Consider the following 12,766-nt stretch of genomic DNA (forward strand, 5'->3'; position numbering starts at 1 on the left):
CGCCCGCTGTCGCGGGCGGCGCAATAGTCAGTTTCTTGTAGGCGTTCAGTGCGCGGCGCCAGCATCGGCCGCCGCGGGAATCGGCGTGATCGAGATGTGCAGGCCGCATTCCTTCGTATCGCGCGATTCCCACCACCAGCGGCCCGCCCGGCTGTCCTCGCCGGGACGGATCGCCCGCGTGCACGGCTCGCAGCCGATGCTCGGGTAGCCGCGAGCATGCAGCGGGTTGACCGGCACGTCAAACGCGTCGAGGTACGCCCATACGTCGGCTTCCGTCCAGTCGGCCAGCGGGTTGTACTTCGCGATCCCGCGCGCTTCGTCCTGTTCTTCCTCGTGCAGCTCGGCCCGCGTGACCGACTGCTCGCGGCGCTGGCCGGTGACCCACGCGCCGACGTCGGCCAGCGCGCGGTTCAGCGGCTCGACCTTGCGGATGTGGCAGCACGACTTGCGCAGCTCGACGCTCTCGTAGAACGCGTTCAGGCCGTGCTCCGCGACATACTGGTCGACCGCGTCCTGCCGCGGGTGGAACTGCTCGATCTCGTAGCCGTAGCGCTCGCGCACGCGGTCGATCATGCCGAGCGTTTCCGCGTGCAGGCGGCCCGTATTCAGCGAGAAGATGCCGATCGACACGCCCTTCGACAGGATCGCGTGCGTGAGCAGCATGTCTTCCGCCGCAAGGCTGCTCGCGAACTTCACCTTGTCGTGACGGGCGCCGATCCGCGCGAGCAGCGCGTCGAGGCGCTCGACCTTCGTGGCGAGTTCCGGCGTCAGCGCGGTGGCGGTGCTCATGCGCTCACCTTCGCGTCGGGCGTCGCTACGTCGGGCGTCGCTACGTCGGCCGCGCGGCGGCGGAACAGCGGCGCCGGCTCGTCGAACGCGCCCTGGTAACGCTGCGTGAATTCCGCGAACGCGTTCAGCGCGTCGTGGATGTCCTTGTCGGCGCGCACCGCGAATGCGTCGAAGCCGCAACGCGACAGGTACAGCAGCTGGTCGCGCAGCACGTCGCCAATCGCGCGCAGCTCGCCCGTCCAGCCGTGACGCTCGCGCAACAGGCGCGCGATGCTGTAACCGCGGCCGTCCGCGAAGCGCGGGAAATCGACGGCGATCAGCGAAATCGCGCCGAAATCGGCCGCGAGATCGGCCGGCTCGCTGTCCGGCGCGAGCCACACGCCGAGTTCGTCCTTCGTCTTCGCGGCGACGAGCGCCGCGCGCTCGGCCTGCCACAACGCGAACGGCACCAGCACCTTGCCGGCCGGCAATGCGTCGACCGCGGGCAGCGCACCGTCTTCCGCCGCGCGCACGACCTGCCATGCGTCGTCGATCACTGCGCGGTTCTTGATAATCGAAGCCATCTGCAAATTCCTTGTAGCCGGTGGGTTACGCGTTCACTGCCTGGCGCGCCGCATACACGCGCTCCTTGAACGGCGCGAGGCCGATGCGGTCGTACGTGTCGACGAAGCGCTCGCCGTCGATGCGTGCCTCGACGAACGTGTCGATCAGCTTCGCGATGACGCCCGGCACTTCTTCCGCCGAGAACGACGGCCCGATCACGCGGCCGAGGCGCGCGCCGTTCCGGCCCGTGCCCTGCTCGCCGCCGAGCGACACCTGGTACCACTCGGCGCCGTCCTTGTCGACGCCGAGGATGCCGATGTTGCCGACGTGGTGGTGGCCGCACGAGTTCATGCAACCGGAAATGTTCAGCGACAGGTCGCCGAGGTCGTGCACATAGTCGAGATCGTCGAAACGCTGCTGGATCGCCAGCGCGATCGGGATCGACTTCGCGTTCGCGAGCGAGCAGAAATCGCCGCCCGGGCACGCGATGACGTCGGTCAGGAGGCCGATGTTCGGCGTCGCGAAACCGGCCGCCTTCGCCTTTTCCCACAACGCGAACAGGTCGCGCTTCTTCACGTTCGCGAGAATCAGGTTCTGCTCGTGCGACACGCGCAGCTCGCCGAACGAGTAAGCGTCGGCCCAGTCGGCCACCAGTTCCATCTGCGCGTCGGTCGCGTCTCCCGGCGCCACGCGGTGATCCTTCAGCGACAGCGTGACGGCCGCATAACCGGCCACCTTGTGCGGCGCGACGTTACGCTCGACCCAGCGCGCGAACGCCTTGTTCTCGAGCAGGTGCTGCTCGAACGATGCGTCGGTGTCGGCCAGCTTCTCGTAGACGGGCGGCGCGAAATACTGCGACACGCGGTCGAGCTCGGCCTGCGTGAGCGTCGACGGGCCGTCCTTCAGGTGCTGCCACTCTTCCTCGACCTGTTGCGCGAACTTCGCGGGCGACAGCGCCTTCACGAGGATCTTGATGCGCGCCTTGTACAGGTTGTCGCGCCGGCCGTAACGGTTGTATACGCGCAGCACGGCTTCGCAGTAGGTCAGCAGGTGCTGCCACGGCAGGTCTTCCTTGATCACCGCGCCGATGATCGGCGTACGGCCGAGGCCGCCGCCCGCGAGGATGCTCGCGACCACCTCGCCCTGCGCGTTCTTCTTCAGGTACACGCCGAGGTCGTGGATCTGCACGGCCGCGCGGTCGTCCTTCGAGCCCGACACCGCGATCTTGAACTTGCGCGGCAGCCACGCGAATTCGGGATGGAACGTCGACCACTGGCGCAGGATCTCGGCCCACGGGCGCGGATCGATCTCCTCGTCCTGCGCGACGCCGGCGAACTGGTCGGCCGTGATGTTGCGGATGCAGTTGCCCGACGTCTGGATGCCGTGCATCTGCACCGACGCGAGCTTCGCGAGGATCTCGGGCGTGTCTTCCAGCTCGATCCAGTTGAACTGGATGTTCGAGCGGGTCGAGAAGTGACCGTAGCCGCGGTCGTGTTCGCGGGCGATGCGCGCCAGCATCCGGAGCTGGTCGCTGCGCAGGTTGCCGTACGGAATCGCGATGCGGTGCATGTACGCGTGACGCTGCATGTACAGGCCGTTCTGCAGGCGCAGCGGACGGAATTCTTCCTCGCTCAACTCGCCCGACAGCCGGCGGCGCACCTGATCGCGGTACTGCGCGACACGCTCGTCGACGATCGTCTGGTCGTATTGGTCGTACTGATACATTCGGGGACCCCAGGGTTTTCGTGGTGACCGCGCGACGTCCTAGCCACGTCGCGCCCGAATCTCCGTTCCGCCGTCATCGCCCCCATCCGCTACCGGCTGGATTGCTAATGACGAAAACAGATATCCATATTTGAAAAACTCGGGTGAATCGTAATAAACTCGCCTTATATTTCAAACGACTAAAAAATTCTGTTGATATGCGGAAGGGTTATAAATGAACCTGCACCAATTTCGCTTCGTGCGCGAGGCCGTCCGGCAGAATTTCAACCTCACCGAGGCCGCGAAGGCGCTCTACACGTCCCAACCGGGGGTATCCAAGGCGATCATCGAGCTCGAGGACGAGCTCGGCGTGGAGATCTTCACGCGGCACGGCAAGCGCGTGCGCTCGCTCACCGAGCCGGGCAGGATCATCCTCGCGTCGGTCGAGCGGATCCTCCAGGAGGTTGAAAGCCTTAAAAGGGTCGGGAAGGATTATGCCGCACAGGACCAGGGCAACCTGACCATCGCCGCGACCCACACGCAGGCCCGCTACTCGCTGCCGGCCGCGATCGCCGAATTCAAGAAACGCTTCCCGAAGGTGCACCTGTCGATCCTGCAAGGCAGCCCGACGCAGGTGGCCGAGATGGTGATCCACGACCAGGCCGATCTCGCGATCGCGACCGAGGCGATCTCCGACTACAAGGAGCTCGTGTCGCTGCCCTGCTTCCAGTGGCACCATGCGGCCGTCGTGCCGGCCGACCATCCGCTGCTCGAACGCAAGCCGCCGACGCTCGACGATCTCGCGCAGTACCCGCTGATCACCTATGACGACGCGTTCGCGGGCCGCAAGAAGATCAATCACGCGTTCGCGTTGCGCGGGCTGTCGCCGGACATCGTGCTGGAGGCGATCGACGCCGACGTGATCAAGACCTACGTCGAACTCGGCCTCGGCGTCGGCATCATGGCCGACATCGCGTTCAACCCGGAGCGCGACCGCAACCTGCGCCTGATTCCGGTTGGCCACCTGTTCGGCAGCAACGTGACGCGTGTCGCGCTCAAGCAGGGCGCCTACCTGCGCAGCTATGTGTATACGCTCGTCGAACTGCTGTCGCCGACCCTGAACCGCAAGCTGATCGAGCAGGCACTCAAGGGCGAATCCGAATCGTACGAGCTTTGACCGGCGTGTATAAACAGCGGGGCGCATATCGCGCCCCTTTTTGCTGCCCGACGGAGATTCCCGCATGACGCTTCCCGCCCTGTTGCGCCGCGCCGCCGGCGCCGCCCTCGTCCTGGCCTGCGCGGCCGCGCATGCCGACCTGAAGGTCGGCGTCGACCTGTCGTCGACCGGCCCGGCCGCCGCGATCGGCATCACCAGCAAGAACGCGATCCTGATGTGGCCGAAGACGATCGCCGGCCAGCCGGTGCAGGTGACGGTGCTCGACGACGCATCCGATCCGGGCGCCGCGGTGCGCAACATCCGCAAGCTGGTCGACGAGGATCACGTCGACGTCGTGGTCGGGCCGAACATCACGCCGGCCGCGCTCGCGGCGCTCGACGCGGTCGCGGCCGCGCAGACGCCGATGATCACGCTGGTCGGCTCCGGCGCGATCGTCGAGCCGCAGGAAGGCGCGCGCACCTGGGCGTTCAAGATGGCCCAAGGCGACCGGGCGATGGCCGACGTGATGACGCGCTACATGGCGAACCACGGCGTGAAGACGGTCGGCTTCATCGGCTTCGCGGACAGCTACGGCGACAGCTGGCTGAACGAGTTCACGCGCTTCGCCGATCTCCGCAAGATCCGCGTCGTCGCGACCGAGCGCTTCAACCGCACCGACGCGAGCGTCACCGGCCAGGCGCTGAAGCTGATCGCGGCGAAACCCGACGCGATCCTGATCGCGGGCTCGGGCACGCCGGCCGTGCTGCCGCAGCGCACGCTGATCGAGCGCGGCTACAAGGGCCCGATTTACCAGACGCACGGAATCGCGACGCCGGAATTCATCAAGCTCGGCGGCAAGGACGTCGACGGCACGCTGTTCCCGACCCAGCCGGTGGTCGTCGCGCGCACGCTGCCGGCCGACCATCCGGCCCGCAAGGCCGCGCTCGCGTTCGTCGACGCGTACGAGGCGAAGTACGGCGCCGGCACGGTCACGCAGTTCGCGGGCGACGCGGCGGGCGTCTACCCGCGCCTCGCCGACGCGGTCGGCCGCGCGCTGAAGGCGGCGCAACCCGGCACGCCCGCGTTCCGCGCCGCGCTGCGGCACGAGCTCGAACGCGCGCACGAGCTCGTCGTGCCGAACGGCGTCGTCAACACGAGCGACAAGGATCACGTGGGGCTCGATCAGCGCGCGAGCGTGATGGGGATCGTGAAGCAAGGCCGGTTCGTCTACCTGAGCCAGTGACTGGCGCCCGGATCCCGGGGTGGCTTGCCCGGCATCCGGATTTCCGCCATAATCCGCGTTTCGCCGCGCACTCGCCTGCGCGGCCACGAACAAGCCCAGGTGGTGAAATTGGTAGACGCAGGGGACTCAAAATCCCCCGCCGCAAGGCGTGCCGGTTCGATTCCGGCCCTGGGCACCATGACATAGTTCCGGGAAATTCCCGGAAGTCCCAAAACCCGCGACAGCACAAGGCTTCGCGGGTTTTTTCATTCCGGCAAAGTGCCGTGTAGTGCGTAGACAGCCGGGGGCAAGCGGGGGCAACATTGGGGGCAACCGATCCGAAGTTGCCTTACCCGTCAGGAGTTGCCCCCGTGCCATTAACCGATACAGCCATCCGGAACGCCAAGCCAGCCGACAAGCCCGTGCGCCTGTTCGACGGAGGCGGCCTCTATCTGGAAGTCGCCCCGAGCGGGGGCAAGTGGTGGCGCCTCAAATACCGATTTGGGGGCAAGGAAAAGCGCTACTCGCTCGGCGTCTACCCGGAAGTTACATTGGCGACCGCACGGAAGAAGCGCGACGAAGCCCGTGAAAAGCTCGCTGCCGGCATCGATCCAGGTGAAGCGAAGAAGGCGGAAAAAAGGGCCAGCCTGCTCGCGGCCGCCCATTCGTTTGAGGTTGTCGCCCGTGGCTGGATGGCCGAGCGCAAGACGACCGTGGAGCCAGCGCAGCATGCCAAGACGCTCGCCCGCATGGAGAACGATGTATTCCCATGGCTCGGCAAGCGCCCTATCGCTGAAATCGACGCCCCGGAGATACTGGCCGTGCTGAAGCGCGTAGACGGGCGTGGAGCCAGATTTACCGCCCATCGCATCCGCAGCGAGATTAGCCGGGTATTCCGCTACGGCATCAAAGAGGGGCACTGCAAGGCCGATCCGGCCCGCGATCTGGTAGATGCAATCCCGCCCGCGCAGACAACACACTTTGCCTCAATCACTGAGCCGGAGAAAGTGGGCGAGATGCTTCGCGCGTTCGACGGCTTCACAGGCACGTTCCCGGTTCTCTGCGCGCTCAAGCTAGCCCCCATGCTGTTCGTAAGGCCGGGCGAGTTGCGGAAGGCAGAATGGGCGCAATTCGACCTCGACAAAGGCGAATGGCGCTATTTCGTCAACAAAACGAAAACGGATCACCTTGTTCCGCTGGCCGCGCAGGCTGTCACGATTTTGCGCGAGCTTCACGCCCTGACTGGCGAAGGCGTCTATGTGTTCCCCGGTGCTCGCGACCGAAATCGGCCGATGAGCGAGGCCGCTATCAATGCAGCCCTTCGTCGGCTCGGCTACGACACTCGCACCGAGATTACCGGTCACGGCTTCCGGGCAATGGCACGGACGATCCTGCATGAAGAGTTGGAGGAAAAGCCGGAAGTGATCGAGCACCAACTAGCGCATACGGTCCCTGACAGCCTTGGGCGGGCGTACAACCGAACAAAGTTCATCAAGGCACGCCGCTCGATGATGCAACAGTGGGCGGACTACCTCGACAAGCTCAAAGCCGGGGCGGAAATCATTCCGATCGCGGCGGCAAGATAGACCCGTACCGCTACGAGTATGACCCCCTTCCGTGCGTCTCCCACCAGTAAAACGGACACGGCCTAGGCGTAGGGTGAGGCGATGATTTGGCCCCTTATTATTATGTGCCCCCCCTATGTTTGCCGTCAGTAGAGAAAAGACGCGGGTGTGAGCCCCCGCGTCTTTGCCCTAGACGCAGGGTCCCCCGCTTGCTGGCCGCCATGACACTTACAGCCGGCGCAACAATGTCCGATCGGGACGCGTCGCGGACACTCCCCTCAAAAACACGTTGTTGACGCCCTTCGAATCCCGGAGAGCCGTGTCCCGTCTGACTTCGCGGTCGCTGCGGTCGGTCCACGCCTGTCCGCTCAGTGCAAAACGAGTTGGAGATTTGGAGATAAACGCCTGAATCGGCCGCAAAGCCTTATGGGGTAAGGCTTCGCGTGTCTCCAAACGATTTGGAGAGCGCTGGAGATACTGGAGATAAACCGGGCTGGATTGTTACGGCTACGGCAAGATTCGCGGCCATCGCCGGCCCGGTTCCGTCTGGAGCGTATCGCTCAAAGTAACTTTGACGCACGGGCCAAAATGCCGCGCAAAGGAATGCCCGCCACCGCCCTCCCGGACGGCGGCGGCGTCTTTCACAGTTCGAGCGTGAAGATCGACGGCAGTACGCGGTAGACCATGAACTTGCCGTGACCGGGGATGTATTCCTGTCGGTACGGATAGCCGTCACTACGCGGCATCAGTACGCCCCGCTTCATCAGTGCCTTGGCGACGATCTTGTGGTCGAAGCCGGCACATACGTCCTTGCGAAACACGGCCGCTTCGATCAGGTATTCCGTCTCGACGCTTTCCGCATCGTCGGCGCTCATCTTGCCGCCGAACTCGGCGTAATACTCCCGATCGGAGGCGATTGCCGTGCGCCGCTCGTCGCGCTTCACGTGCTGCTTGAAGCCCGCTCGATGCGGCACGTTCGGCCGATGGTCGTCCTGCGCCCGGTTCATCCATACGAAGCGGTTGTCGCCGTGTGCCGCGAGGAAATGCTGTACCTGCCGCACGGCTTCCGCCTCGTCCGAGTTGCCGGTGCCACCGCGCAGTTCGAGCCAGCCTTCGAAGCAGCGACGCGCGGCCTCGACTGCTTCGCCCTGCGGCCAGCCGGTCAGCCCGTGCGCCGTCGCCAGCTCGCCGGCCACCGCGACGAGGCAGAACCGCTTGGCGACACGCGCGACCTGCGAATGCGAACCGTCCGGTACCCATTGCCCGACCAGCTCGTCAACGCGAACACGCAGATGCTCGGCCAGCTCGCCGGCCTGCGACGACGCCCACTCGATGAACGCGGGGCCTGCCGTGCCGTAGTGCATGCCGGCGTGCCGTTCTAGATGCTCGATCAGCGCGGCCGGCGTCGGGAAGCCGTGCAACTTCTCTACGACCCCCATTTCGCCCACCTCGGCCGGGATCGCAGGCAAGCGCACCTCGATACCTCCTTTCATGGGTTTGTTGCCCTCGGCCATCAGCGCGGACACGCTCTTTTCGCCGTTCGACAGGAACAGCAGCCGCCACGTGAGCACGGGCTTTGCTGAGCCGCTACGCGACGCGCGAGCCTTGCCCGACTCGTTCGCGAGCATGTAAATCACATCGCCGACCAGACGCGGCTCGACCTGCCCGATTTCATCGAGGATCAGCAGCGCGTCGCTATGCTGCGTGGCAACGGCTTCTAGCGCGTTGTCGGTCGCCTTCCAGCTCCGCACGTAGTCCGGCGAGCCGAACACGGACGCGGCGATGACGCCGCCGGTCGACTTACCCTTGGACGTCGTGCCGAGCAGGTGGAAGCCGCCCGACTGGAGCCCGGAGAAGTGCAGCAGCGGACCAGCGAAGGCGGTAGCGACGCAGAACAGAAGCCGGCTATTGCCAACGCAGTAGGCCGCAACCTCGCGTTGCCAGTCGTCCAGCGTGCCGCGCTCCTTGAACTGGCTCTGGATGGGCGTGTCGGCCTGATAGATCAGCGCCTCTTTGCCGGTCCCGATGACGCGATCGGGAAGCACGAACGCGCCGTGATGCCAGCCGACGCGCGGCACGCAGCGCACACGCTCGTCCGGCTGCGCCATCTGCACATAGTTCGCGATCTGCGTGCGGGCGATCTGCGTCACGCCGAGCTTCACGCCCATATCGAGCAGCATGCGGCGCAGCTCCGTGCCGTCGCCGGCAAAGAGGCCAGCTGGCACTGCCCAGCGTTTCAGGATGCCGTCGCGGTCCGTGAATTCGAGCAGGTAGCCCCACTCGCTGTTCATCTCGTTTCGCGTCTCCGCAATCACGTCGATTCGCGTACTGACCCAATGCGGCGGCAGCGGGTCGCCCTGATTGTTGAAGCCGTGAAACCACACGCCCTTGTCGTCGACAACGAACCGTGACTTGCCGTCCTGCGCGCGGGCCGTTTTCGGGCGCTTGGCGGGCTTCGCGGCGGCTGGAGCGGCCTTGCCCTTGCCGGCGTCAGCCGAGCCGGCCGGCGCGAGTGCAGCGCGCACGGCAGCGGCCACCGCTTCCGGGCCGAGGTGTGCAGCCAGGTCGTTGAAGTCGGTTCCGGCCGCCGGGCGGTTCGGACCGAAGTCGGGCACGGCCAAGATGCCGGCGACGGCCTCGGCCGCCGCGCGGGCCTTCGTCACGCCCGGATTGCCCTTCGTCGTGTGGTCGTCGTCGGAGCATACGACGATGCGCGCGTCCGGATATTGGCCGCGCAGCGCCGTTGCAACGGCATGCAGGTTGCCGGCGTCGAACGCGACGGCGGCCGGATAGCCGGTCGCGGCCGAGATCGTCGCGCACGTCGCGTAGCCCTCGCCAATCAGCAGCGTGGACGGCGCGGAAGATAGCGGGCCGCCGATCAACGAGAAGCAGCCCGCCTTGCGGCCGTTCGGCAAAAAGCGCTTCTGGCCGTCCGTCAGGATGAATTCCAGCGTCCACAGCTTGCCATCCGCGTCGCGCGCCGGGATGACGAGTGCGCCGTCGCATGCGGCCGTGCCAATGCACAAGCCGCCGCGATAGACGCGCAGCGCGTCGACCGGGATGCGCTTGCGAACGAGGTACGGGTGATCGGCCGGCGCGGGCTCGGCCGCGGACCAGATCGATTCGGCGAGGGCCGATGCGGCTTGCTGTTTCTCGGTCAGTTCGGCCAGCTCGGCCGCTTCGCGGACTGCGCGCTCAGCTTTCTGCCGCTCGCGCTCCACTGGATCGACGGGCTTGGCTCGATGCGCGCGCGGATCGAAGCCGCCTTGTTTGGCAAGGTGAAACAGCGTGTTGATGGTGATCTTGCCGCCCTTGAACGACTTCCACACATCGCGCGCGTCCTTGCCGTTGTAGTTCTGCGCGCCTTGGCTCCATTCGTTCCAGAGGGCGAAGCCCTCCTCGCCAAACTCGGCCTTGAGCGCCATCCCCACCTGACGCCACGTGTCGCGGTCGTCGGGCGGAACATAGCCGAGCGCGACTCTCGCCCGCTCGAATTCGGACATGGGTGCGTTACTCATAGGTTCCCACTGGACGCGCGTCGGTCGGCTTCCGATTAGTAGTCCATATCGGATAAGCAGCTACCCGACGCGCGAAGAATTGAATGATGCGGCGATGCCTAACGGCGGAGCGTCAGCCGGCCGCGCGAGGCACCGAGAGAACCGCCCCGCCGGCCGTGACGTCGTTGCTGTAGACGTAGCGGCCGAGCCGCGACTCGCCAAGGGCGTCGTTGGCCGCCTCCAGCGCCGCGCCGATCGACGGCAGGGACGCGCGGAACAGGCTCAGCACAAGCCAGTAGTCGTCATCGGACATGGCCTTGTCGGCCGCCCAATGCAGGCTGTCCAGCAGTTCCATGGCGTCACTGATCCGCGTGCCGATGCGGTTGTGATCAGGACGGTTCACCTCGGCCACGAAGTGCGGCGCTAGCGGTTGCACGGCGTTCTTGTTCGTCTTTGCCATGACCGCCCCTCAGTGCGTCGTGCGCGGTTCGCGCGTGACGAGGCCGAGCGCAGCAAACAAATGCTGCTGCACGCGCCCCATCAGCCCGGCCGCGAACGCTTGACGGCTGATCGTCACGCGATGCGCGTCGACGTCGCCTGCGTCCTGCATGGCGGCTTCCATGCCGCGCGCGAACGCAGTGGCTTGATGGGCCGCGTAATCGTGCAGCCGGACGTCGCCTTTCAGGTCGAGCCATGCGTCGGCGCAGATCGCGCCCAGGTCGACGGCGAATTGCAGCTCGATCGGAGCGCCGGTATCCAGCGGCGGTGCGTTGTCGAATCCGTCGACAACGGCGGTGCGGATGCGTTGCTCAGACATGGTTCACCTCCGGCTTTGACAGGCGCCGCATGCTGGCCGAGTACTGGCTCGCCACGTCGCGGCCCATTTCGACGAGCGAACGCTCGTAAGTGAACTCGTCAAGATGCTGACGAATGGCGTCGAACAAGGCTTCGAGATTGGCGAATTGATCGGCCGCACACAGGGCGATCATTGAGGCTTCTTGCAACAGACCTCGATCAGCCATGTCGCACCTCCGCACGGACGAGTGCCGCGATGGCGGCCAGCGCTGCGCCGGTCGCATCGAGTGCGTCTTGATACGTGTCGGCCGTTGCCGCGTCGCGAAGGGCGGCACGGACAATCGATTGAATGAGAGGGAAGGATTTCCCGGTATGGGCGTGCGTGGACTGGCGCATGGTGCGACCTCTTCGGTTGACGTTGAGGCCCGCATCCCGGTTCCAAACGGGGGTGGGCGGGCACACTGGCAGGGTTGGAACACCGGCAACCGAAGAAACCGGCACGGCAAAAGCCGTCCCTACCAAGGCCCGCCCATAGAAAAAGGCGCGCGAAGGCGGTACGCACAAAAAAGCCGCTCTGCGCGGCTGTGCGCTTCGATTGATCGGGGTTCCACGCCCGGACGCTGCTGTTTCAGCGACGCGCACAGGATACCGCGCGGTGCCAGACGACGCAAATCGCGACGCGTTGCCGGGTACAAAGTGACTTTGGGCGAGCATCAGGCGGCCTCCCCCTTGAGCACGGCGGTCGCCAGTTTGAGCTGTTCGATATCCAGTCGCGAGCTGCCTTGCGCCAGCGATTGGCCGAGCGCGACGCCCCGCAACAGGGCGCTAACTTCCAAGCGGCGCGTCACGTCCGTGCACTGCGCATCGATGTCGTTGTAAAGCGCGCGATAGGCTTTCCGCAGCTGTCGATACTCCCGACGACGATAGTTCGCCGAATCTTGTTCAGCAGCGGCGATCGCCTGGACGAACTTCTCACAGGCGGTGCCAAGTTGCTTTGTCGTCAGACGCGGGGCTTCGAGGGCGAGCGTCGAGGCGAGCATGACGGCGATCGCGACGAGCTTGCCGGCGTCGTCGCCACGATTCCAAAAGCGCCCCTCGATGTCATCAAGGATTCCGGCGAGCTGGCGGAGTCGGGCATCGCGGCAACGCACGAACGCAGCGTCGCGGGCCGTAACGGCCGCGCCCATTGCGCGACCATACGGACCGCCGCGACTGATCAGCGGGGCGTGCGCACTCATGCCTGCCCCCGCGTGGACTGACGGGATTCGACCCATTGCTGGACGTCTGTGGCGCGCCAGCCGACGCTCCTGGCACCCAACTGGACCGGCGCTGGAAACTTGCCCTCGCGAATCCAGCGATACAACGTTGTTTTTTTGACGCCGACGGTATCGAGCACGCCGACAAGACGAAGCAGTTTGAAAACCATTTTCCACCCAGAAAACGGCCTGCCCCGAAAGAGGAAACGACGAAGGAACTGTATAAAATCACAGCGCTA

At 65.5% G+C, this 12,766-nt stretch carries 12 protein-coding genes and 1 tRNA gene; 4 read left to right on the forward strand and 9 right to left on the reverse strand.

Going from position 1 to position 12,766, the window contains the following annotated elements; all coding sequences use genetic code 11:
• Nucleotides 1-45 precede the first annotated feature (45 nt).
• Genes AC1VVG_RS13105 through AC1VVG_RS13115 form a run of 3 tightly spaced genes read right to left on the reverse strand, consistent with a single transcriptional unit; the run spans nt 46 to nt 3,057 of the window.
• Nucleotides 46-789, reverse strand: a complete 744-nt coding sequence (locus AC1VVG_RS13105) for a phosphoadenylyl-sulfate reductase (RefSeq protein ID WP_482835733.1) — start codon at nt 787-789, stop codon at nt 46-48.
• Nucleotides 786-1,352, reverse strand: coding sequence for a DUF934 domain-containing protein (locus AC1VVG_RS13110; RefSeq protein WP_226228069.1), 567 nt, complete (start codon nt 1,350-1,352; stop codon nt 786-788). Before AC1VVG_RS13110 ends, AC1VVG_RS13105 begins: the two co-directional genes overlap by 4 nt.
• A gap of 25 nt (nt 1,353-1,377) precedes the next feature.
• Nucleotides 1,378-3,057 carry a nitrite/sulfite reductase gene (locus AC1VVG_RS13115; RefSeq protein WP_034186286.1) on the reverse strand — a complete coding sequence of 560 codons (1,680 nt, stop codon included), beginning with the start codon at nt 3,055-3,057 and terminating at the stop codon, nt 1,378-1,380.
• A 214-nt stretch (nt 3,058-3,271) separates the two neighbouring features.
• On the opposite strand from AC1VVG_RS13115, the gene AC1VVG_RS13120 reads away from it, so the two are divergent.
• The 4 genes from AC1VVG_RS13120 (at nt 3,272) to AC1VVG_RS13135 (ending at nt 7,000) form a co-directional block, all read left to right on the forward strand.
• Nucleotides 3,272-4,213 carry a CysB family HTH-type transcriptional regulator gene (locus tag AC1VVG_RS13120; protein ID WP_034186287.1) on the forward strand — a complete coding sequence of 314 codons (942 nt, stop codon included), beginning with the start codon at nt 3,272-3,274 and terminating at the stop codon, nt 4,211-4,213.
• 64 nt (nt 4,214-4,277) lie between these two features.
• Complete coding sequence (locus AC1VVG_RS13125) at nt 4,278-5,435, forward strand: ABC transporter substrate-binding protein (RefSeq protein WP_034186288.1); 1,158 nt, start codon at nt 4,278-4,280, stop codon at nt 5,433-5,435.
• 93 nt (nt 5,436-5,528) lie between these two features.
• A tRNA-Leu gene (locus AC1VVG_RS13130) sits at nt 5,529-5,613 on the forward strand.
• A 172-nt stretch (nt 5,614-5,785) separates the two neighbouring features.
• Complete coding sequence (locus AC1VVG_RS13135) at nt 5,786-7,000, forward strand: tyrosine-type recombinase/integrase (RefSeq protein ID WP_050012082.1); 1,215 nt, start codon at nt 5,786-5,788, stop codon at nt 6,998-7,000.
• A 620-nt stretch (nt 7,001-7,620) separates the two neighbouring features.
• Here AC1VVG_RS13135 and AC1VVG_RS13140 read toward each other — a convergent pair.
• The 6 genes from AC1VVG_RS13140 to AC1VVG_RS13165 form a co-directional block, all read right to left on the reverse strand.
• Entirely contained in the window at nt 7,621-10,482 is a 2,862-nt protein-coding gene (locus AC1VVG_RS13140; protein ID WP_482835200.1) for a DUF927 domain-containing protein, read from the reverse strand.
• Nucleotides 10,483-10,609: 127 nt separating this feature from the next.
• On the reverse strand, nt 10,610-10,936 hold the full coding sequence (locus AC1VVG_RS13145) for a hypothetical protein (RefSeq protein WP_009908646.1): 327 nt from the start codon (nt 10,934-10,936) through the stop codon (nt 10,610-10,612).
• A 9-nt stretch (nt 10,937-10,945) separates the two neighbouring features.
• Nucleotides 10,946-11,293 carry a hypothetical protein gene (locus AC1VVG_RS13150; RefSeq protein WP_442882697.1) on the reverse strand — a complete coding sequence of 116 codons (348 nt, stop codon included), beginning with the start codon at nt 11,291-11,293 and terminating at the stop codon, nt 10,946-10,948.
• Nucleotides 11,286-11,498: a hypothetical protein gene (locus AC1VVG_RS13155; RefSeq protein WP_058039774.1), complete on the reverse strand. Its 213-nt coding sequence runs from the start codon at nt 11,496-11,498 to the stop codon at nt 11,286-11,288. Before AC1VVG_RS13155 ends, AC1VVG_RS13150 begins: the two co-directional genes overlap by 8 nt.
• A gap of 486 nt (nt 11,499-11,984) precedes the next feature.
• Entirely contained in the window at nt 11,985-12,509 is a 525-nt protein-coding gene (locus AC1VVG_RS13160; protein ID WP_442882698.1) for a hypothetical protein, read from the reverse strand.
• Nucleotides 12,506-12,697, reverse strand: coding sequence for a helix-turn-helix transcriptional regulator (locus AC1VVG_RS13165; RefSeq protein ID WP_058039768.1), 192 nt, complete (start codon nt 12,695-12,697; stop codon nt 12,506-12,508). Before AC1VVG_RS13165 ends, AC1VVG_RS13160 begins: the two co-directional genes overlap by 4 nt.
• Between the last annotated feature and the right edge of the window lie 69 nt (nt 12,698-12,766).

The sequence above is a fragment of the Burkholderia sp. L-4 genome (assembly GCF_056856535.1).